This is a genomic window from Bariatricus massiliensis (genome assembly GCF_900086725.1).
In the GTDB taxonomy this organism is placed as follows: Bacteria; Bacillota; Clostridia; order Lachnospirales; family Lachnospiraceae; genus Allocoprococcus; species Allocoprococcus massiliensis.
The window spans coordinates 155,962-176,803 of the sequence record NZ_LT574838.1; the positions used below are offsets into that span (position 1 = coordinate 155,962).

General features: G+C 49.5%; 19 protein-coding genes. 3 read left to right on the top strand and 16 right to left on the bottom strand.

From position 1 onward, the window contains the following. Nucleotides 1-12: 12 nt before the first annotated feature. Together BN6465_RS12450 and BN6465_RS12455 are read right to left on the bottom strand one after the other, a co-directional pair. Entirely contained in the window at nt 13-732 is a 720-nt protein-coding gene (locus BN6465_RS12450) for a tRNA threonylcarbamoyladenosine dehydratase (protein ID WP_066735756.1), read from the bottom strand. A 9-nt stretch (nt 733-741) separates the two neighbouring features. Beyond that, a complete protein-coding gene (locus BN6465_RS12455; protein WP_074017794.1) occupies nt 742-1,416 on the bottom strand; it encodes a polysaccharide deacetylase family protein in 675 nt (224 codons plus the stop codon). Between the two features lie 170 nt (nt 1,417-1,586). Here BN6465_RS12455 and BN6465_RS12460 point away from each other — a divergent pair, with 170 nt between their 5' ends. Continuing rightward, on the top strand, nt 1,587-2,942 hold the full coding sequence (locus BN6465_RS12460; protein ID WP_066735757.1) for an MATE family efflux transporter: 1,356 nt from the start codon (nt 1,587-1,589) through the stop codon (nt 2,940-2,942). A gap of 21 nt (nt 2,943-2,963) precedes the next feature. On the opposite strand, the gene BN6465_RS12465 is transcribed toward BN6465_RS12460, so the two are convergent. Then, nucleotides 2,964-3,551 carry a flavin reductase family protein gene (locus BN6465_RS12465; protein WP_066735761.1) on the bottom strand — a complete coding sequence of 196 codons (588 nt, stop codon included), beginning with the start codon at nt 3,549-3,551 and terminating at the stop codon, nt 2,964-2,966. 43 nt (nt 3,552-3,594) lie between these two features. Then, entirely contained in the window at nt 3,595-5,247 is a 1,653-nt protein-coding gene (locus tag BN6465_RS12470) for a putative manganese-dependent inorganic diphosphatase (RefSeq protein WP_066735762.1), read from the bottom strand. Nucleotides 5,248-5,491: 244 nt separating this feature from the next. Here BN6465_RS12470 and BN6465_RS12475 point away from each other — a divergent pair, with 244 nt between their 5' ends. Next, the gene (locus BN6465_RS12475) at nt 5,492-6,169 is read left to right on the top strand and encodes a S1 RNA-binding domain-containing protein (protein ID WP_066735763.1); all 678 of its coding nucleotides are present in this window, start codon (nt 5,492-5,494) and stop codon (nt 6,167-6,169) included. A 120-nt stretch (nt 6,170-6,289) separates the two neighbouring features. On the opposite strand, the gene BN6465_RS12480 is transcribed toward BN6465_RS12475, so the two are convergent. From BN6465_RS12480 to BN6465_RS12535, 12 genes are all read right to left on the bottom strand, one after another. Continuing rightward, nucleotides 6,290-7,057, bottom strand: coding sequence for a DeoR/GlpR family DNA-binding transcription regulator (locus tag BN6465_RS12480; RefSeq protein ID WP_066735764.1), 768 nt, complete (start codon nt 7,055-7,057; stop codon nt 6,290-6,292). A gap of 36 nt (nt 7,058-7,093) precedes the next feature. Next, nucleotides 7,094-8,443, bottom strand: a complete 1,350-nt coding sequence (locus tag BN6465_RS12485) for a four-carbon acid sugar kinase family protein (RefSeq protein ID WP_066735765.1) — start codon at nt 8,441-8,443, stop codon at nt 7,094-7,096. A 13-nt stretch (nt 8,444-8,456) separates the two neighbouring features. Then, the gene (gene pdxA, locus BN6465_RS12490) at nt 8,457-9,479 is read right to left on the bottom strand and encodes a 4-hydroxythreonine-4-phosphate dehydrogenase PdxA (RefSeq protein WP_066735766.1); all 1,023 of its coding nucleotides are present in this window, start codon (nt 9,477-9,479) and stop codon (nt 8,457-8,459) included. Between the two features lie 88 nt (nt 9,480-9,567). Beyond that, complete coding sequence (locus BN6465_RS12495; protein ID WP_199882839.1) at nt 9,568-10,389, bottom strand: N-acyl homoserine lactonase family protein; 822 nt, start codon at nt 10,387-10,389, stop codon at nt 9,568-9,570. Nucleotides 10,390-10,405: 16 nt separating this feature from the next. After that, the gene (locus BN6465_RS12500; protein ID WP_082891701.1) at nt 10,406-11,443 is read right to left on the bottom strand and encodes a substrate-binding domain-containing protein; all 1,038 of its coding nucleotides are present in this window, start codon (nt 11,441-11,443) and stop codon (nt 10,406-10,408) included. Nucleotides 11,444-11,498: 55 nt separating this feature from the next. After that, entirely contained in the window at nt 11,499-12,443 is a 945-nt protein-coding gene (locus tag BN6465_RS12505) for an ABC transporter permease (RefSeq protein ID WP_066735769.1), read from the bottom strand. Further along, the gene (locus tag BN6465_RS12510; RefSeq protein WP_066735771.1) at nt 12,440-13,402 is read right to left on the bottom strand and encodes an ABC transporter permease; all 963 of its coding nucleotides are present in this window, start codon (nt 13,400-13,402) and stop codon (nt 12,440-12,442) included. The genes BN6465_RS12505 and BN6465_RS12510 overlap by 4 nt, the downstream gene beginning before the upstream one ends. 3 nt (nt 13,403-13,405) lie before the next feature. Then, nucleotides 13,406-14,899: a sugar ABC transporter ATP-binding protein gene (locus BN6465_RS12515; RefSeq protein ID WP_066735773.1), complete on the bottom strand. Its 1,494-nt coding sequence runs from the start codon at nt 14,897-14,899 to the stop codon at nt 13,406-13,408. Nucleotides 14,900-15,223: 324 nt separating this feature from the next. Next, on the bottom strand, nt 15,224-15,607 hold the full coding sequence (locus tag BN6465_RS12520) for an ACT domain-containing protein (RefSeq protein ID WP_082891702.1): 384 nt from the start codon (nt 15,605-15,607) through the stop codon (nt 15,224-15,226). Then, the gene (locus tag BN6465_RS12525; protein ID WP_066735775.1) at nt 15,604-17,544 is read right to left on the bottom strand and encodes an NAD(+) synthase; all 1,941 of its coding nucleotides are present in this window, start codon (nt 17,542-17,544) and stop codon (nt 15,604-15,606) included. The genes BN6465_RS12520 and BN6465_RS12525 overlap by 4 nt, the downstream gene beginning before the upstream one ends. Nucleotides 17,545-17,559: 15 nt before the next feature. Then, complete coding sequence (gene hslO, locus BN6465_RS12530) at nt 17,560-18,438, bottom strand: Hsp33 family molecular chaperone HslO (protein ID WP_066735778.1); 879 nt, start codon at nt 18,436-18,438, stop codon at nt 17,560-17,562. Between the two features lie 23 nt (nt 18,439-18,461). Continuing rightward, nucleotides 18,462-19,217: a class I SAM-dependent DNA methyltransferase gene (locus BN6465_RS12535; protein ID WP_066735781.1), complete on the bottom strand. Its 756-nt coding sequence runs from the start codon at nt 19,215-19,217 to the stop codon at nt 18,462-18,464. Nucleotides 19,218-19,503: 286 nt separating this feature from the next. Between BN6465_RS12535 and mgtE the strand changes: the two genes are divergently transcribed. Next, nucleotides 19,504-20,835: a magnesium transporter gene (gene mgtE / locus BN6465_RS12540; RefSeq protein ID WP_066735783.1), complete on the top strand. Its 1,332-nt coding sequence runs from the start codon at nt 19,504-19,506 to the stop codon at nt 20,833-20,835. Nucleotides 20,836-20,842 lie beyond the last annotated feature (7 nt).

The window sequence follows — 20,842 nt, forward strand, 5'->3', positions numbered from 1 at the left end:
TTTTCTCCTCTCTTACTCCATGCCAAGCAGTTCACGGACTGCTTCGCCTGCGATCAAAAGACCGGCGACAGGCGGCACAAAAGAGATACTCCCCGGGATGCTTCGTCTCTGTCCCTTATCCTCCCCCGTATCTCTTGCAGCCGTATCGGCCGGCTTCTCTTGGGAGTACAGTACTTTCAAATGTGTGATTCCCCTGCTCCTCAGTTCCTTCCTCATCACCTTGCAGAGCGGGCACACACTAGTCTTACTAATATCTGCGATTTCGAATAATTCTCCGTGCAGCTTGTTCCCGGTGCCCATGCTGCTGATGATTGGGATTCCCTTCTCCTTGGCGGCCTCAATAAGCGCCAGCTTGGCCGTCACCGTGTCGATGGCGTCAATAATATAATCAGGGGCCTCCTCCAAAATGTCGGACAGATTATCCGAGAGAATAAAACGCTCATAGGTGATAACCTCCGTCTGTGGACAGATATCCTTGATTTTTTCTTTCATTACCTCTGTCTTATGCTTCCCAATCGTACTGTGGGACGCAATCGACTGGCGGTTGATATTCGTCAATGACACCGTGTCATTGTCAATCAAAATAAGCTTCCCCACGCCGCACCGCGCCAGCGCTTCTATGCAGTGTGAGCCTACGCCGCCCACCCCGAACACCATCACCGACGCCTGTCTCAGCCTTTCTATTCCTTCCTCTCCTATCAGGAGTTCTGTTCTGGAAAATTCATGTATCATATGCAGTCCTCAGTTCAAAAGTAATTCATCTACCGTCACAAATTCAAACCCTTCTTTCTGAAGGATGTCAATAATCCGCAGGGCTGCCCTCACAGAGGATTTGTAACAGTCATGTAATAGAATAATATCATTTTCTTTCGCCTGAGTCACTACCTTATTCACAATTTCATCCTCATTCTCGGTCGTCCAGTCCAACGGATCCACAGTCCAGAGTACCGGCATCACGTCCATATTAAGCTCCAGTTCTTTCTGCCACGCGCCGAAGGGCGGGCGCATATATTCTGTCGGCCTGCCTGTAATTTCCTCCACAAGATTGCTCGTATCCATTATCTCCGTCCTCGCCTCATCCGAAGAAACCTTCGTAATCTCAATGTGGTGGTATGTATGGTTTCCCACAATATGCCCTTCTTCGGCCTCCCGTTTCACAATATCCGGATATTTTTCTACATTCTGCCCGATGACAAAAAAAGTCACCTTGATTCCCCTCTCCGAAAGTCCGTCCAGCAAAAGCGGTGTGCTGCCCGGATTAGGGCCGTCATCAAAGGTGAGCGCGATTTTAGGCGCCTCCATAGGCTCCGTATCCCCCGACGCGTCTGCAGCCGTCTCGCTTACCGGCGTCTCAAAACGAATTGCCTCCCAAGTCTTCCCTTTCCAAATCCCCCATGCCGACAACAAACACATCATATAACAAATTCCGCACAAAAACCGCGGCAACCGGTTGTTCAAACTGCCACCCCATTTACTTTTATTTTCTGCTCTGTTGTCTAATATATGATTTTTCTCTTTGCAATAGAAGCACAGGATGATATAATGGCAGATAGACTGTCAATATATTGTTATCTTAGGAGGAAGTTATGTCAGATACATCAAAAGAAAACAAAATGGGCGTTATGCCCATTCCCAAATTACTAATTACTATGTCACTGCCCATGATTATTTCCATGCTTGTTCAAGCGCTTTACAACATCGTCGACAGCATGTTCGTGGCCAAACTCAACGAGGAGGCCCTCACTGCCGTCTCCCTTGCCTTTCCCATCCAGAACCTTATGATCGCGGTCGCGGCCGGGACAGGTGTGGGCATCAATGCCCTTCTCTCCAGAAATCTAGGGGAAAGACGGTTCGACGACGCCAATCTGGCAGCGAAAAACGGCCTGTTCTTAGGATTCATAAGCTCTGTCGTCTTTGCCATAGTAGGCGGTGCCAGCGCAGGCTTTTTCTTCCGTGTACAGACTGACAATCCACTCATTGTCACTTATGGTACCCAGTACATGCAGATTGTCACCATTCTTTCCATCGGTATTTTTATGCAGATTATGACGGAGCGCCTTCTGCAGGCTACAGGGAAAACATTCTATACTATGATTACGCAGGGTCTGGGCGCCGTCATCAACATTATTCTTGATCCGATTCTGATTTTCGGCCTATTTGGTTTCCCCCGCCTTGAGGTCGCCGGCGCCGCCTGGGCCACCGTTATCGGACAGATAATCGCCTTTTTGCTCGGCGTCTACTACAATGTAGTCAAAAACAAAGAATTGAATCTAAACATGAAGGGCTTCCGCCCCAACGGTAAAATCATAGCGGATATCTACAAGGTCGGAGTACCTTCCATTATCATGCAGTCCATCGGCTCTGTGATGACTTTCGGCATGAACAAAATTCTGCTGATGTTCTCATCCACAGCGGCCGCCGTCTTCGGCATCTACTTCAAACTGCAGAGCTTTATCTTCATGCCCATATTCGGCCTGAACAACGGTATGATACCTATCATCGCCTACAACTACGGAGCACGCCAGAAAAAGAGAATTATGCAGACCATACGGCTGAGCGTAGCTATCGCCATGGGCATCATGGCAGTCGGCCTTGCCGTGTTCCAGCTCAAAACCGCTTCTATGCTCAATATTTTTGATGCTTCTGAGCATATGCTGGAAATCGGAATCCCGGCGCTTCGCATCATCAGCCTCAGTTTCATCTTCGCCGGCTTCTGCATCATTGTAGGCTCCGTTTTCCAAGCCCTCGGCAACGGTGTATACAGCCTGATCATCTCTGTCGCGAGGCAGCTTCTTGTCATACTTCCGGTTGCCTACGCGTTCGCGTCGCTTTTCGGGCTCCACATGGTCTGGTGGGCTATCCCCATAGCGGAACTTGTATCGCTGACGCTTTCTGCACTGTTGCTGCGCCGGATATACAGGTTAAAAATCAAAAATCTATAAAAGAAAAAAGCGGGACTGCTTTCATCGCAGTCCCGCCTTTTTCTTTTTCGCCTTTTTCACGCTATATCCGAAGCTTCCGAGAAGCTGTCCCAAACTGAAATACTGTCCGTGTACATAGACAATGGGGTCTGTTTTCTCCAGCGCGAATCTGTTCCTGTCATCCAGATAACGGTCATCCACATGTACCGCCAGAACTTCCGCCAAAAACATGTGGTGGGAGCCTAATTCTTCCACCTTCACAACACGGCATTCGATATTCACCGGGCTCTCTCCTATCAGAGGAGCCTTCACAAAATCTGCGCTCTCTTTCGTCAGCTTCATCTCTGCAAACTTATCCACCTCGCGCCCGGACTTTACTCCACAGTAATCGGTGGCAAATGCCAGCTTTTCCGTGGTCAGGTTGATAACAAATTCCTTTGTATCCCGAATCATTTCATAAGAATATCTCTCCGGTCTCACAGAAATAGATACCATGGGAGGGTTCGTGCAGATTGTCCCCGCCCAAGCCACGGTAATAATATTAGCCCTTCCTTCCCTGTCCGCCGCGCTCACCATTACGGCTGGCAGAGGATACAGCATATTTCCTGCTTTCCAAGTCTCTTTCGCCATCTGTCTTTCTCCTGTCTGTCATTAAGCCGTCCCATACAGGCTTTTATTTCTGCTGAAGATAACTTACGAGTGTAGGTATCAACTGTTTCTTTCGGGAAACAACGCCCTTTAACAAGATATGCCCGGTATCCTCCGGCAGTTCATAAGCCTCCAGCATTCTCGCTCTTGCCCCGTCTCCGCAGCACATGAGTTCCGTAGATTCCTCCAAAATATTGGTCAGCATAAAGAATACCATATCCAGACGCTGCATATTTCTGGCCTCATTCAGATACGGCTCCATCCGCTCCCGGACCTCGTCCAGCTCGTCCTGATTCATTGATGTAATCTGTCCTACGCCGAAAGCAATCCCATTGGCGTTGAACACTTTGAAATCCTGAAAGCAGATTTCCTCTGCGTTCTTTCCCCGCAGGTTGCTGCCCGCGTTGAACATCTGTCCCGCATATGTTTCCATATCGATGCCCGCGATCTGGGCCAGCGCTTCTGCCGCCGCCTGATCTACCATGGTGCAGGTAGGTGAGCGGAACAAAAGTGTATCGGAAATAATCGCGGAGCACAAAAGCCCTGCTGTCGTCTTGTCAACCTGAATACCGTTCTCCTGATACATCTGGTAAATAATCGTGGCTGTACAGCCCACCGGCTGATTACGGAAAAATACGGGCCCGATTGTCTCCATGCTGCCCAGTCTGTGGTGGTCGATAATCTCAAGAATCTCTGCCTCTTCAATTCCGTCCACAGCCTGTGATTTCTCATTGTGGTCCACCAGTATCACCTGCTTTTTACGGGAGCCCATCAATCTTCTGCGGGAAATAAACCCATAAAAACGGCCCTTTTTATCAATGACCGGGAAATCACGGTATTTCTTCTTTGCCATGACCTCCTTGACGTCCTCCACATAATCATTCAGACGGAATGTCTCCAGATTCTCCTTACTCATAAAATACTTGACCGGAATACTCTGATTGATGAGTCTGGCCGCAGTAAACGTGTCGTGCGGCGTGCTGATGACCACAATGTCGCGCTCCGCCGCCAGTTTTTTGATGGTCTTCGATATCTCAGAGCCTTGACAGATGACCAGACAGCTTGCGTCCATCTCTATGGCGCAGAGCTGGGACTCATACCGGTTTCCCAAGATGACCAGATCATCCTTCTCGATAAAATTCTCCATCAATTCCGGGCTTGAGGCCGCGATTACCACTTTCCCGTTCAGGAAATACCCATGCTCATTTCCCGATATGATAGTGCCGTCCAATGTGTTCACAATATTGCGGTACTGTGTGCGTGCCGTCGCAAGAATTCTGCTGTCGTAAACTTCCATGTAGGAAGTCGCGATATCTCCAATTGTAATCAGGCCTTCCAGCTGGCTGTTTCTCGTTATCGGCATCGTTTTAATGTTCATCTCTTTCATGATGGACCATGCCTCTTTGATAGAAACATGTCCCATAATCCCCTCAATCTGCCTGATATCCATATCCTTCACTTGAAGATGGACATCATTCAAATATCCGGGAGACTCCACCCCGAAACGCTCTAATACATACTCCGTCTCGCTGTTTAATTCTCCTGCCCGCTTCGCCACATACTCCTCCCCGGTTATCTGCCGTTTTAGGTTGGCGTAAGCAATCGCAGAACAAATAGAATCCGTATCCGGATTCTTATGTCCTACTACGTAGGTCTTTCTTGTTTTCCTCTTTTCCATAGCTCTCCCTCGTTTTGTTTCTTTCTCTATTGTCAGAATGCCATTTTTTGCAACTTTCGTCAACCGTATTTCTAAAAACTCTTGTATTTTCGCAAAAACAGTGAGCCGTTTCTCCTTCCTATTCCTTTGATTATATGATATAATAACTACAGAGTGCGAAGTATATCATTGCACATGGCTCCCGGCGCTGCATATGTGTCCGGGGCATCAGTAAACATAATTTATTACAATCAGAGGTGCAAAAATGGACAACGAACAGTTACAGGGAACTACAGAAACAATGGCAGATTACGAAGAGCATTTCGATGATGCCAATCCATGGAACAGAGTAATCGACTATATGGAAAAAGGAACTGTCCTTCCGGTCAAAGTGGAAGGCGTAGTCAACGGCGGAGTCATCGCCATGGTAGAGGGTATCCGGGGATTTATTCCTGCCTCCCGCCTTTCTTTATCCTATATCGAAGATTTGGAAAGTTATCTTTTAGCAGATATCGAAGTGAAAGTTATCGAAGCCGATCAGGCCAACAACCGCTTGATTTTATCTGCCAGAGAGATTCTCAAAGCAAACGAGAAGAAAGCGAAAGAAGAGCTTCTCTCCTCCGTACAGGTCGGCACTGTTCTTACAGGAACGGTAGAATCTATCCAGACTTACGGCGCTTTCATCCGTCTGGAGAACGGGCTCTCCGGTCTGGTTCACATCTCCCAGATCAGCACAGAGCGAATCAAGACACCGGAGCAAGTATTGAAAATAGGCGATGAAGTCAATGTCAAAGTTATCGGCATCAAGGACGGTAAAATCAGCCTGAGCATGAAAGCTTTAATGGAAGCTAAAAAAGAAGAAGAGGAAATCCATGTTGAGATTCCAAAGGCAGAAAATATTGGAACCAGCTTGGGTGACTTATTCAAGAACATCAAATTGTAATTTTCTCCTCCAAGTCAGGCTCATGCTATAAGAAAACAGCCGCGGGTAACATTTTTTGTTATCAGCGGCTGTTTTTTGTAACATAGGGTATTTGTCTACTTTGTTCTAGAGCCGATTCGCTCAGGCCACAATCAGCGGCACTTTGTATTCTTTTGCCAGCTCCGCGGTGCTCAGCGGCAGTTCCCTGTCGGTAATGATCTGGTCGACGGCGTCTATCGGGCAGATGACCGAAAGATAGCCGCCGCTGAATTTACTGCTGTCCGCAAGCACATAGACTTTCTCCGTGGCTTTGAGTATCGCCTGCTTCATCTGCATCTGGGGCGTAGCTATGGAAGTGAGGCCGGCTTTAAAATTAATCCCATGGGCTCCGATAAAGGCTTTATCTACATGAAATTCTTTCATGTGCTCCACCGCTTCTTCCCCCATAGTCGAGGCGATATATCCGCCCACATATCCCCCTACCATATATAACTCTACATGTTTGACTCCGGCCAGTTCATTTCCTGCCAGCAGGGAATTGGTGACCACCGCAAGGCGTTTCTGGGGATGTTCTTTGATGTATTCTGCCAGATAAAAGCTAGTGGACGCATCGTCAATAATAATGGTGTCCCTTTCCTCGATGAGTTCATATGCCTTTGCAGCTATCTGTTTTTTGCGCTCCATGTTTCTCATCAGGCTTTCGGATACATATGGATAGGGCGCCTCTGTCTTACTCTGATATCTGACCGCACCCCCGTGTGTCCGCATGAGCAGTCCTTCCCCGTCCATTTTTTTGATGTCATTTCTTATAGTGACTTCCGAACAGCCATATTCCCTGCTGATTTCAGCCACTTTTATTTTCCCCTTATCCTCAAGTTCCTTTAAAATAAACTTCCATCTTTCCTGCACACGCTTCCCCCCTTGCAAAGCTGATATCCCATTGCCTCAAATCTGCCGGGCCGCTTCTCTGAATAGCCTTGTCACGATATCACAGGCTGTATTGTCGTTCCCTGTGAGGCCGCCTTTCCCTACTACCGGCAGACCGTCATAGGGGCTTCCTACCAGCCGTCCCACGTCCGTCTGCGGTATCACATAGTCCATCACTTCAATGCACTCTACGCCCAACTGGTAGCACACGTTCACCATCGTGTCCCCTCCCGTCGTGTAGAGCCCCGCGATCCGCTCTCTTCCTACGATCTCCAGCACTTGGGCGATGATCATGCCCAGACCCGCATTGATCCGGTCCGCGCTCATGCCCCCTGCATAGTGGCGCTTCGCGTCCTCCTCATCCAGATTCAGCAGCTCCCCGTGGAGCGCCGTCTCGAACAGGATGGCGCGGGGCTGCTCCCCTGACTTCAGGAGTTCCACCGCCTTATGTACCGCGCGGTATACTTCATCCAGCGCCTCGTCCCCGCCCTCGATCAGCGGCAGCGGCTCTACGCTGATGCGCACATGCCTTGCGTCCTCGCACAGGATGCCCATCTGCTTCTTTGTCACCGGGGTGGCGCTCCCCGCCGCGATCAGCACGGTCTTTCCCGCCTCATCTGCCTCGGGAGGCAGGTTCGGCTCCTCCTTCTGGATCAGGTCCCGGTAATAGGCCATCTTTGCAGTAAAGGGGCCCGGGTCCACGGTCACCACATTCCAGTTCAGGGAAATGCAGGCCTGTGCGATGTTCTCCACATCCTCCAGCGTGATGCCGTCCACCACGATGACCTCACAGCCTGCCCCACGCTGCTCTTTCAGCGCTTCCCGGATGGCCTCATCCCCTGCCAGCACCTTATCCAAGGCCACCAGCCCTACCTTCCTTCTCGTCTGCCCGGACAGCAGGCGGGGGATATAGTTCTCCTTCACCGGAGTGCGCACGTCCTTCGCCACCGGCGTGTTGATCAGCGCCACGCCGTCTATCACGGAATAGCCCCCGACCAGTATCCGCCGGGACTGGGGCATGGCCGGCACTACCACCGCCACCGTCCCCTCCGGCAGCTGGTCCAGCATGGCGTCTATCTCCACGCCCACACCGCCCCGCAGGGTCGTGTCGATCCGCTTCTGGAAATACTTCACGCCCATCTCTTTCAGGGCGTCCGTGGCAGCCTTCACCTTCCCATAGGCCTCATTGGCCGGGAGGGCCCGGCTGTTGCTGCTGATGAGGATGGCGTCCAGCTCCTCCACCCCTTCGCCCTTCTGGGCTGCTTCTACATTAAAAAATACTGCGGTCCTTGCCTTGCTCCGGGCGAGCAGCACCCCTGTGGTGGTCGCTCCGGTCAGGTCATCTGCTACGGAACCAATCAATGGCATAGCCCTACCTCCTCTACTCTACCTTGCTCTCATGCTGCTTCGCCGCGTACTCTGCCACGACCTTTGTGGACTCGATCAGGCTCACGCAGCCCGCGATGCCCTTGCCCGCGATATCGAAGGCAGTCCCGTGGTCCACGGAGCTGCGGATGAAGGGCAGGCCGAAGGTCAGGGTCACGGACTTCTCAAAGTCCAGTGTCTTGCAGGCGATATGCCCCTGATCGTGGTACAGGGAAAGGATGGCGTCGTACTTCCCTGATTTCCCGATATGGAACACGGAATCCGCCGGGCACGGCCCTACGGCGTTGATCCCCATCTCCTGCGCCGCCTTCACGGCCGGCTCCAATTCGGTAATCTCCTCCGTCCCGAACAGCCCGTTGTCCCCGTTGTGGGGGTTCAGCCCGGCCACGGCGATATACGGATTCTCGATCCCCACCTTGCGCAGCTCCTTGTCGATGTTGATGACATTCTCGAGCACCACATCCTTGGTGGCATAACGGCAGGCGTCCACCAGCGACATATGGCGGCTCACGAAGAAGACCCTCAGCTTGTGGCAGGAGAACATGGTCAGCGCGTAGGGGGAGTTGGTCTGGTGCTGGTAGATCTCCGTATGCCCCGGCTCCTTGATGCCCACCAGCTTGATAGCCCCCTTGTGGATAGGCGCAGTGGATACCGCGTCCACTTTCCCTGCCATGCCAAGCTCGATGGACTTCATGATCCAGTCGATGGCCATCCGGCCGGCCAGCTCCTGCACCTGTCCCCACTGGATAGAATCCGTGTCGTATTCTCCGGTCTCCAGCACGTCCACGGTCCCGAACTCATACTTGGCCTCCGCCGGGTCTTGGATCTTGTTGTACTTCAGCTCTTTGCCGAGTACCTTGGCCGCCCGCTCCATGATGGCGATGCTCCCGATAACGAAGGGACGGCAGCATTCATGGATCTCCTGAGCCAGCATGGTGCCGACCACAATCTCCGGCCCGATGCCGGCCGGGTCCCCCATGGTGATAGCTGTGACTGGTTTGAATCTCATTTCGCTCATAGTTTACCTTATCTCCTTTATTTACTGAATATGCTTCTGAAAAGAGAAATGGGACGCTGTTTTCATCCGTCCCAATCCTCTGCCTTACTTAATCATAGTACCCTTCCGGCGACTTGACAAGCGTGTCGAACTGCTTCCTGTCATGGCCGAACCATACTTTCGCATGTGCTGTTCTCGCGGTATTTTTAATATACTTTAAGCTTCTTCTCCAGCCTACCGTATCATAGATAACACCCGGTTCCTGCTCATTTTCATAATTTTCCGTACAATATACCGCGTCGGAAGTGATAATCACAGTTCCGGTGTTCTCCAAATCTACTTTTAGCGCGAGAACACCCCTTGCATGCCCCGGCCCCAGATTAAGGATGGTAACTCCCGGCTGCACTTCATAATCTCCATCCCCGGGTTCCAGCAGGCGCCAGTTCATTTTATTCTTTATCCAATGATCGGTGTCCTTCCAGATATAGGAGTCCATGTATCGGTGCAGCGCGTATGCCTGTATACATGCGTTGAATTCATCTCTATGTACAATGAATTCTGCGTTGTGGAAATATTCCACACATCCCGCATGGTCATTGTGCATGTGGGACAAAATTACCGTACCGATGTCATCCGGACTGATTCCAAGTTCTTTCAATTTATAGAGAATGTTCGACGTCTCATCCCCTTCGAAAGGCACTTGATTTTGAAACTCCACCGGCCAGCGTCCCTGCTCTCCCATGCAGTCGGGATGGCAGCCCGTATCGTAGAGAATGTAACCTTTTTCGGTCTCTATGAGAAAAGCCGGAACAGGAAATTCTACCATCTCGTTTTCACAGTGAGGGTTTTTCACTCTCGCCACATGGGACATGGAAACCACTAGATTTTTATCCAGCTTCAAGCTTCCCAGTTCAAAAACGTGTAATTTCATTCTAGTCACCACTTTCTTAGAAATCATACTCTCCTACGTTGTCCTTTGTAAATACTACAAGCGGAAGAGAAATGCTCATACTGATCTCATCTTTCTCCGGTGTGAAGCTTCCCAGATCACCTGCTTCATAAGGCTTTCCTTCTTCGATGCCGTCCGTCACCATCTTGTATGCCGTGTATACTGACAGATATCCATGGTCCGGTGCGCTCCAAAGCTGTACATCCTTGATAGAGCCGTCTTCCAGATACGGTTTCATTGTATTCGGTGTAGAGTTTCCACATACAATCACATCCCCGCTCTTGCCTGCTGATACGACCGCGTCGACTGCTCCCGGAAGATTGGGTGCTCCAAGTGCAATAATTCCTTTTAAGTCAGGGTAGCTCTTCATCAAGTCACTTGCAAGTGTATTTGCCTTCTGTGTGTCTTCGCCTGCTTCTCTTGTATCTACAATCTTGATATTCGGATATTTTTCAGCGATTCTTGCTTCAATCGCCTCAATCCACAGTACCTGATTGGTAGCGGTAAATGTTGTAGTAATGATGGCGACATCTCCTTCTTCCCCGATCTGTCCTGCCATAGAATCAATAATCGCATTTCCAAACGTAGCATAATCTACTAAGTTTACAAACATGTCCCTCACATCGGCATCCGCGTCCCAAGAAATCACTTTGATGCCGGCATCCTGTGCTTTTTTCAAAGTCGGGGAGATAGCTTCCGGGTCATTGGCCGCGATACAGATTGCGTCCGGTTTTGTCGGGATGATTGTCTCAAGCATCTCTATCTGCTTATCTACTGTCGCCTCTGTTGGGCCCTGCCATGTAATGTCTGCCACATCTTTCAGTTCTTCCGAGGCTCTGTCCACTCCCTGCTTTACTGCATTGTAATAATCGATTCCGACAACCTTGGGCATGACAACTATCTTGACCTTATCTTTGGAATCCCCTCCCGATTTACCTGAATCGGAATCTGAGCCTCCTTTTCCACAGGCACTTAATCCCAATGCCATAACAAGTACCAACACCGCGCTCACTACTTTTTTCATTTTCCTTTTCATTTTGTTTCCTCCTTTTGGATTTTATGTTATCTGCTTATGCAGATAGCTTCGTTTTTTAAAGCTCTACTTGTTTCTTTGACGCGACAAAATTGTTGAACGCCACTGCAAGTATGAGAATCAGGCCGATGATGACAGATTGTATTTCTGTCTGAATCGCCGCTGTAGTAAGTCCCAGACGGATAAAGACAATGATGACTGCCGCAATGTAGGAGCCGGCAAAATTAGCCTTCCCGCCTGCCAAGGACGCGCCGCCGAACACGGCGATCGTGATTGCATCCATCTCGTAGTTATTTCCATAATCTGCTTTCGCACTGCTCACCCTGCACGTGAACATCACCCCGAGCAGCGCCGCAAAAAATCCGGACAACATATACGCCTTCACTTTATTCCAAGTCACTTTTATCCCCGAGAATACGGCAACTTCCTCATTATATCCGATTCCTTTCAGATAAGTGCCGAAGTTACTTTTATAGATAAACACCGCCACAAGTATATAGGCTAATGTCGTCACCACCAGCTGCACAGGTAACGGGCCGATATTTCCTTGTCCCAGATAATACACACTCTCAGGAACCGGGATTGCCGAACCCTTTGAGATGCCCAGCGCGATTCCACGGAACAGCCCCATAGTGGCAAGGGTGACGATCAAGGCCGGTATTTTAAGCTTACATACCACATACCCATTGAGCCCCCCGCCCAGCACGCCCACAAGAAGGCTCAGCATTACTGCTGCCGCGGCCGGAATCCCTGCCTGACAGGCAAGACCCAGACAGACGGAGGAAAGGGCCATCATAGAGCCTACAGAAAGGTCGATGCCTCCTGTTAGAATTACTAGTGTCATCCCCAGACCGATAATACTTGTCTCCGAGATGAAACGTGTGGCGTTGAGCAGATAATCTGCCGTGAGGAAATATTCCGACAGGCTCGACATCACTCCCATGACAACAATAAGGACGATAAGGAGAATCAAGAAATTACTTTTTAATATCTTTTTAATCATGCCTTTCTGCCTCCCTTCGTCAGTTTCGCCTTTACCTTTTTAAAATCAATGGCGTAGGATGCCACCGAGATAAAGATAATCAATCCCTGTACCGCCTGTTCCCAAAGGGCGTCGATGCCGAAGAATACGAGGACCGTACCCAGTGCGCTGACCAGAAGTGCTCCCAAGAACACGCCGGCCACATCGCCCTCGCCGCCCACCGTACTTGCGCCGCCTACAACGGCAGAGGAAATCAACGTCATCTCCCAGCCTTTACCTGTGTTCGACTGGATTCCACCAAATCTTGTCGTATAGATTACCGCCGCCAAGCCTACCATTATACCGCAAACAGCAAAGGCGATGATGCGGGTCAGCTTCACATTAATTCCGCTCAGTCTGGCCGAATCCTTGTTGGAGCCTACCGCATAGAAATTCCGGCCCCATTCCGTTCTGTTAAGTATGAACCACATCAGGGCTACAATGACGATACTGATGTAGACCGGTATCGGAATTCCAAACCATTTGCCCTGTCCAATTTTCAAAATTCCGGCAGGAAGGCCGTTAATCCAGCTTCCTTTGGTGATAATGATCAAAAGTCCTCTGTAAATGCTGAGAAGCCCCAGCGTCGCCACAATCGCGTCCAGCTTTAACATGGTCACCACCAAGCCGTTGACTACGCCCAGCAGAAGTCCCACAGCCAAGGAGCCGAGAATGACGACTATCATAGGCAGTCCAGCTTTTGCCAGAATACCGGTCGTTGTACAGCAGGCTGCCAGCACCGCTCCTACAGATACGTCAATATCGCCTACGAGCAGGACACAGAGCATGCCCATGGCAGCTATCGCTGTGGTGGACGTATTCAGCAGAATATCCGTGGCATTCTCAAACGTGAAAAAGGAAGGCGCCCTGCAGATCATTACAATCAAGATAATGGCATAAAATGCCAGCAATGCTTTTATCGCTTTTCTATTCTTATACATTTCCTACGCCTCCTTTCCGGCAAGTGCCAGTCCAAGAATCTCTTCTTTGTCTGCTTCATTTGACAGCTCTCCGGCAATGAAGCCCTGTCTCATGATGATAATCCTGTCCGCAATCATTTTTGTCTCTTCGATATCGGAGGATACGACCAGTATTCCTTTTCCATCCTCCGCCAGTTTTTCAATCAGTTTATATATCTCCATCTTCGCCCCTACGTCCACACCGCAGGTAGGTTCGTCAAGAATCAGAAGATCAGGATTCGTATTCAGCCATTTCCCGATTACGATTTTCTGCTGGTTCCCTCCTGAGTAAGAGCCTCCGTCCAGCTTCGCGCTTGGCGGGTTCAGCAGGAGGCCTTCCACCTGCGCCGCTACTCTTTCCTTTTCTCTGGAGCTGTTTCTAAATCCCACGGAGGAGAGCGCCGGAAGCGCCGACATGACCATGTTCTCGGCCGCGCTCATTTCCTTCACAAGCCCTTGCCTTCCCCTGTCCTCCGGGACCATGGCGATGCCCTGTTTGATGACATCCCATGTTTTTTTCTTTACAGGCTCTCCTTTGAAAATGATTTCTCCCGAGTCATACCCGTCAATTCCAAATACTGCCCGCATCACCTCTGTTCTTCCCGCGCCTACCAAGCCTGAGAGTACAACAATCTCTCCTCTTCTGACCTGAAGGCTCACATTCCGGAAAAACGGCTCGGCGCTTAAGTTTTTCACATCCAGAAGTACTTCGCCTTTTTCTTTTAACTTCTTCTCCAGCACATAGTCCGCTTCTTTTCCAAGCATTCCTTTGGTGACCCACTCGGTGGTGGCGTCTGACGTCAGCTTTGTGCCGATGATTATGCCGTCCCTCATGACTGTCACTCTGTCCGTAATCTGGAAGATTTCTTCCATTCTATGGGAAATATAGATGATGGATGTTCCTTCCTTTTTCAGCTTCCTCACTATTTCGAACAATTTTTCTGTCTCCTGTTTCGACAGGGAAGAGGTGGGTTCATCCATGATGAGTATCTTTGCGTCTATCGTCAGCGCCTTTGCGATTTCTACAAGCTGTGCTGTTGCCTTGCCTACATTCTCCAGCTTTTCATACGGCTCTATCTCCACGCCCAGACGTTCAAATGTCCGGCGCGCTACTTTCTCCATCTCTTTCCAGTCCAGCTGCCCATGCTTCTTCAGTCTTTTGCCTACAAACAAATTCTCCAGAACGGATAGCTGCGGATAAAGGCTGGTTTCCTGATAAATCGTTGCCACTCCCAGCGCCTGTGCTTTAGCCGGTGTAAGGTTCTTCGTGACCTGGCCCCCTATATTCACCTCGCCTTTATCCTGTGCGAGTGCACCGGATATAATTTTAATCAAAGTACTCTTTCCGGCTCCGTTTATACCGAGCAGTGCTTGGACTTCTCCTTTTTCAACCTCAAAGTCAATGCCTTTCAGAACGTGATTACCGCCGAAACTCTTATATATATCTTTCGTTTTCAGCACAAATTCTTGTTCATTCATAATATCCTCCGTTCTTTTTCGTATTTTCGTTTACTTTCGTTTATGTTTTCCTTTATCGTCTGTACCTCTTTGTTTTATACTACAATAATAAGACATAATTCGACATCTTTCAACTTATTTTTATATTTTTGTCAATAATATTGATTTTGTTTAATTAGTTTTGTGCATACTGCACATTATTTAAGGCTGTAGCTTTCATTTGCTTTCGTTTTTATGTTTTGTGACTTTTTTAACAGGAATATTTTACCAGCGCTTGATAAAAACGCAAAAAAACACCGTGCCATTACTTTTTCGTAAATGGCACGGTGTTTTTTAATGAAGGGGCTATTTCCCCACATTGTATCCGTTTAATTCGAGGACTCTAACAGCTTCCTTTAAATTTTCTTTTCGGATGAGCATATAGATTGTGTTGTATGTAGAGATGGAGTAGATGCTTATCTGCTCCTGAGCGAGAATATCAGAAATCCCCGCCACTACTCCCACCAAGTCAAAATCCAGTGTCTCTTGAATGCGGAAGGCTATCCACCCTCTCTTGTAATTGATACAGTCCTCCGGAATACTTTCCACTTTACAGATATAAGATATCTCTTCATCTGTCTTGGCAAGAAAGCAATATTGCTGTCTCAAGTCCACATCCTCGAGTGTTCTCAATTTACAGATTGCAAATTCATGTTCAATTACCTTCAGTTTCATACTTTTTTTGCTCATAGTGAATATCCCCCAGTCTTATTAAAAGTCAGATTCTCCAAGTCTTTCATCCAGACCGCCGCGCACGCATCGCTCGGCATCCTCCAGTCGCCCCTCGGAGACAGCGCCACTGTTCCGATTTTCGGCCCGTCCGGCAGACAGGAGCGTTTAAACTGCTGTGTGAAGAAACGTCTGTAAAATGTCCTCAGCCATTTGAGTATAGTCTCATCGTCGTACTGTTCTTCAAACGCAATTTTCGCAAGTCTGTATATTTTACCCGGCTCAAAACCGAATCTCAGCACATAATATAGATAAAAATCATGCAGCTCGTAAGGTCCTACTAAATCCTCCGTTTTCTGCGCGATTTCCCCGTCCTTCGGAGGCAGAAGTTCCGGGCTCACCGGGGTATCAAGCACATCCAAAAGCACCGCTCTCAGTTCAGCGTCCTCACAGGTGTCCGCATAATATTTGACTAAGTGTATGACCAGAGTCTTGGGCACGGAGGCGTTCACCCCGTACATAGACATGTGGTCGCCGTTGTAAGTGGCCCAGCCCAGCGCCAGCTCAGACATGTCACCGGTTCCGATCACCATTCCCATCTCCTGATTCGCGATGTCCATCAGCACCTGTGTCCGCTCTCTGGCCTGTGCGTTTTCGTAAGTCACATCATGCACGTCCTCGTCGTGTCCGATATCCCGGAAATGTGTGCGCACTGCATCCGCGATGGGAACTTCCCGCAGTGTCGCGCCGAGTTTCTCCGACATCAGGCAGGCGTTGTGGTAGGTACGGTCGGTGGTGCCGAAGCAGGGCATAGTCACGGCAATAATATCTTTGCGCTTCTTCCCCGCCATGTCAAATGCCTTCGCCGTCACCAGCAGGGCGAGGGTAGAATCAAGGCCTCCCGAAATTCCGACCACGGCCGTTTTAGAGTTAGTGTGGAGAAGGCGCTTCTTCAATCCCATGGCTTGAATCATGAGTATCTCTTCGCAGCGCTTCGCCCGCTCCTCCATATTTTGAGGGACAAAGGGGTTGGCCCCGAACCGCCGGGTAAGACGGGTCTCCTCCAAGTTCACGGTAAAGCTTATCCTCGGAAGGTTCCGTTCCTTGGCCGTCTGGAAAGTCGTATTCTTTCTCCGCTCACCAAGCATCCTGCTGATATCAATTTCACTGATTATCATTTCATTGGTAAATCGTCTGGCCTCTTTCAGAATCGTCCCGTTTTCGGCGATAATATTGTGTCCTCCGAACACCAGATCCGTGGTGGATTCCCCGTCTCCTGCGTTGGCGTACACATAGCCCGCCATCAGCCGGGCGGACTGCCCCTTGATCAGCTCCTGTCTGTAGCTGTCCTTTCCTACCGTCTCGTCGCTGGCTGAACAGTTTACCAGAATCACGGCGCCCTCTCTGGCCGCCTGAATACTCGGCGGCACCGGGGACCATACGTCCTCACAGATTTCGGCCGAGACAATCAATTCGTTCATCTCCTCCGCCTGATATAAAAGCTGAGGCCCAAACCATATTTCCTGTCCTTCATATGAAATCACCCGGGCCTTTTCCGGCCCCTGACGGAACTGGCGCATCTCATAAAATTCACCGTAGTTGGTCAGAAAGGTCTTAGTCGTAAATCCAAGAATTCTGCCGTCGTTCAGCGCCGCCGCAACATTGTACAGCTCGCCGTCCACGGCAAGAGGCATGCCCACAAAGACGAGGCTTCCGCTGTTCTTCGTCTGCTGGGCGATGCGTTCCAATGCCCTGCGCGCCTCCTTCAGCAGAATGTCCTGCGTGAACAAGTCCTGACAAGTGTATCCGGTCAGGCAGAGCTCTGGAAATACAATGACCTTGGCCCCCTCTTTTTCTGCCTCTGAAAGAAGCTTTCTTATCTCTTCGCAGTTATGCCACACATCCGCCACCCGGATGTCCGGTGTGGCCGCCGCCACTTTTACAAACCCCTGCTTCATTCCTTCACCTCTCTTTTATTTTCTGGCACGCTTATATATTTCTTTTAATTCTTCTACATCGAAGTTGTATGACGTGTTGCAGAAGTGGCATTTCACCTCTATCGCTTCTCCATCGTCGATCATCTCTTGAATATCCTTCTTGCCGATGCTCACGATTGCCTTTTCAATCCGCTCTTTCGAACAGTCGCAGGAGAACTTCGTGGGCATTGTATCTGTAATTTCCAGTTCCAGCCCTTCCAGCACCTTGCCCAGCATCTCCTCCGGTGTATGGCCGTTGTCCAGCATGCTTGTCACAGAGGATATATGTTGTATATTCTGCTCCAGCTTATTCAGCACCTCGTCCGTGACAAACGGCATGACTTGCACGATGAATCCGCCGGCGCAGTGCACCGTATTGTCTTTGTCCATCAATACGCCCAGTCCCACCGAAGAGGGTACCTGCTCGCTGGTGGCAAAGTAATACGTCAAGTCCTCTGCGATTTCACTTGTCTGCAGAATAGTCTGTCCCACATAAGGTTCTTTTAACCCCATGTCCTTGATGACATTCAGAAGGCCGATGCCCAGCGCTCCGCCCACATCCAGCTTGCCCTCCTTCGGAGGAAGCATCACATCCGGATGTTCCACATATCCTTTTACATTGGCCTTGGCATCCGCCGTCACTGTCAGACCCCCGATAGGACCGTCCCCTTTAATCTGCAGGGTCAGCACATCGGTGTCATTTTTCATCATGCTGCCCATCATCGCCCCGGCAGTCAGAAGCCTTCCGAGGGCCGCAGTAGCCACCGGGCTGGTGTTGTGATGGCGTCTGGCCTCCTCCACCAAATTTCCTGTTGTGGCAGCAAAGGCACGCACCTGCCCGCCTCCCGCCGTCGCTCTTACAATATAATCGTTCATATATCTGTCTCTCCTTTATTTTTTCAACTTTTTCCCTGCTCACGGGCAACCACGCATATCCGTTCGCTTGTCCCGGACGGGGCCTCTTTCGTGAAGGCGTCGTAAGCCGCCACATATTCCATGCCGGAGCGAGCAATCGCACTTTTTATTTCCTCCAGCGTGTATGCTCTCTGATAGTGGGTCTCTTCATATTTTCTATATAAATTACCTTCCTCTTTGATGAACAGGCTCAGCTCGTATTCATTGATTTTTTCTTCTTCGTAATAATAGTTCTCCCAAATGAAGCTGCAGTCTTCCCGGCTCTCCGCTATGGTTCTGTCGCCCAGAAGTTCTTGATATTTATACTGCGTATTAAAATCGAAGATAAACAGCCCCTCCGGATCCAGATAGTTGTTTACCAGACGGAACACCTGCAGCAAGTCCTCCTCCTCAGTAATGTAATTCAAGGAATCGCAGACACTGATTACGGCTCTCACCGTCCCATACAATTCAAATTCCCGCATGTCCTGCAGCAGATATAATATCTCGTGGCCGGATGCGATTCGTTTCTCCATGGCAATCTCGAGCATTTCCTCAGAATTGTCTGCGCCGATCATATCGTAACCGCTGTCTGCCAGTCTTTCCGTCATACTGCCCGTGCCGCATCCAAGGTCGAGAACCAGACCTTCGCGGATTCCATATTCCCGTAGCAGCCCCACCAGATAACCGGCCCACTCTTGATACGGAATGTTGTCCATGAATGTGTCGTACACACGCGCAAAACTTGTATAAGCCTCCATATATGCCTACCTCCAAATCCTATTTTACTAGTATAGCACGATTTTTTTTGTTTTAAAAGATGAACGGGCAGAAACATTGGCCTTTTTCCCCTCTTTTCCTTGACATATCAAAGTTTATCAGGCTACAATAGAACGTGGATAAACGTGCGGTTATTTATAGCCGTTTGATTAGCATAGAACTATAGAAGGAATTCTATATACGAAAGGCAGGTGAGGACAATGGAAGCAGGTGCCAGTTACGGTCCGAGTCGAATACGAAGAAAAACTACATACTGGAGGTATCATTATGAACAAAGATATTTTTATGGATCTCTTACAGGCCAAGGAGTACAAGGCTGTAAGAAGTATTTTGAATGTCATGAATGCTGTGGACATTGCCTCACTGCTTTCGGAGATGGAAGATAAGGAGCTTTTTCTTGCCTTCCGCCTTATTCCAAAAGAAAAGGCTGCCGATGTCTTTGCGGAGATGGACAGCACGATGCAGGCATATCTTGTGGAGATGTTCACGGAAAAGGAGCTGCGTGAAATTCTGGATGACCTTTACATGGATGATACGGTAGATATGCTGGAGGAGTTTCCGGCGAATCTGGTCACCCGTATTTTAGAAAATGTCAGCAAGGAAAAGCGTGATAAGATCAACGTTATTCTCAATTATCCTGAGGACAGCGCGGGCAGTATCATGACCACTGAGTATGTGGATCTGCGCCGTAACACTACGGTGGCGGCCGCTATGAACCACATTAAGCGCATCGGCATCCACAAGGAGACGATTTACACTTGTTACATTCTTGAGAACAGAAAACTTGTGGGAATCGTGAGCGCTAAAGATTTGATGACCATGGACGATAATATGACCATGGATGAGCTTATGGAGACGGAGATTATTTCTGTCCACACACATACAGATAAAGAAGAGGTTGCAAGACTATTTTCCAAGTATGCGCTTCTCGCCCTTCCGGTTTTGGACGACGATGAGCGGATGGTTGGAATCGTGACCGTCGATGACGCTATGGACGTCATGGTAGACGAGGCGACCGAAGATATCACGAAGATGGCGGCTATGAATCCCAGCGAGAAGCCTTATTTTGACACTTCCGTCTGGCAGCACGCGAAGAACAGAATCCCGTGGCTTTTGTTCCTCATGCTCTCCGCCACCATAACGGGTTCCATTATCACCAGATATCAAGATGCATTTTCCGCACTGCCGCTTCTGGTCTCCTTCATTCCCATGCTGATGGATACCGGCGGAAACTGTGGCTCTCAGAGCTCCACTTTGATTATCCGCGGCATCGCGCTGGACGAAGTGCACTTCAGTGATATATTCCGGGTAATGTTCAAAGAATTCCGGATTTCTATTATTGTAGGCGCATTCCTAGCCCTCGCCAATATCATCCGCATCTATCTGGTCTACGACCACAACCTTTTGATGTCAATGTCAGTCGGCCTTTCCCTGCTGGCCACTATCGTTATCGCTAAACTGATCGGGTGCATCCTTCCCCTTCTGGCCAAACAGGTCCATCTGGATCCAGCGATTATGGCATCACCTTTGATTACAACATTGGTAGATACATGCTCCATCATTATCTACTTCAATATCGCAACAAGACTACTACTCTAAAGGGGAC

Coding starts and splice junctions, on each gene's coding strand:
- BN6465_RS12470 (WP_066735762.1), bottom strand. CDS start 5,247: ATGGAAAAGAGGAAAACAAGAAAGACCTACGTAGTAGGACATAAGAAT.
- BN6465_RS12485 (WP_066735765.1), bottom strand. CDS start 8,443: ATGCCATTGATTGGTTCCGTAGCAGATGACCTGACCGGAGCGACCACC.
- pdxA (WP_066735766.1), bottom strand. CDS start 9,479: ATGAGCGAAATGAGATTCAAACCAGTCACAGCTATCACCATGGGGGAC.
- mgtE (WP_066735783.1), top strand. CDS start 19,504: ATGAACAAAGATATTTTTATGGATCTCTTACAGGCCAAGGAGTACAAG.
- BN6465_RS12450 (WP_066735756.1), bottom strand. CDS start 732: ATGATACATGAATTTTCCAGAACAGAACTCCTGATAGGAGAGGAAGGA.
- BN6465_RS12500 (WP_082891701.1), bottom strand. CDS start 11,443: ATGAAAAGGAAAATGAAAAAAGTAGTGAGCGCGGTGTTGGTACTTGTT.
- BN6465_RS12455 (WP_074017794.1), bottom strand. CDS start 1,416: ATGATGTGTTTGTTGTCGGCATGGGGGATTTGGAAAGGGAAGACTTGG.
- BN6465_RS12515 (WP_066735773.1), bottom strand. CDS start 14,899: ATGAATGAACAAGAATTTGTGCTGAAAACGAAAGATATATATAAGAGT.
- BN6465_RS12525 (WP_066735775.1), bottom strand. CDS start 17,544: ATGAAGCAGGGGTTTGTAAAAGTGGCGGCGGCCACACCGGACATCCGG.
- BN6465_RS12505 (WP_066735769.1), bottom strand. CDS start 12,443: ATGATTAAAAAGATATTAAAAAGTAATTTCTTGATTCTCCTTATCGTC.
- BN6465_RS12465 (WP_066735761.1), bottom strand. CDS start 3,551: ATGGCGAAAGAGACTTGGAAAGCAGGAAATATGCTGTATCCTCTGCCA.
- BN6465_RS12520 (WP_082891702.1), bottom strand. CDS start 15,607: ATGAGCAAAAAAAGTATGAAACTGAAGGTAATTGAACATGAATTTGCA.
- BN6465_RS12510 (WP_066735771.1), bottom strand. CDS start 13,402: ATGTATAAGAATAGAAAAGCGATAAAAGCATTGCTGGCATTTTATGCC.
- hslO (WP_066735778.1), bottom strand. CDS start 18,438: ATGAACGATTATATTGTAAGAGCGACGGCGGGAGGCGGGCAGGTGCGT.
- BN6465_RS12460 (WP_066735757.1), top strand. CDS start 1,587: ATGTCAGATACATCAAAAGAAAACAAAATGGGCGTTATGCCCATTCCC.
- BN6465_RS12535 (WP_066735781.1), bottom strand. CDS start 19,217: ATGGAGGCTTATACAAGTTTTGCGCGTGTGTACGACACATTCATGGAC.
- BN6465_RS12495 (WP_199882839.1), bottom strand. CDS start 10,389: ATGAAATTACACGTTTTTGAACTGGGAAGCTTGAAGCTGGATAAAAAT.
- BN6465_RS12475 (WP_066735763.1), top strand. CDS start 5,492: ATGGACAACGAACAGTTACAGGGAACTACAGAAACAATGGCAGATTAC.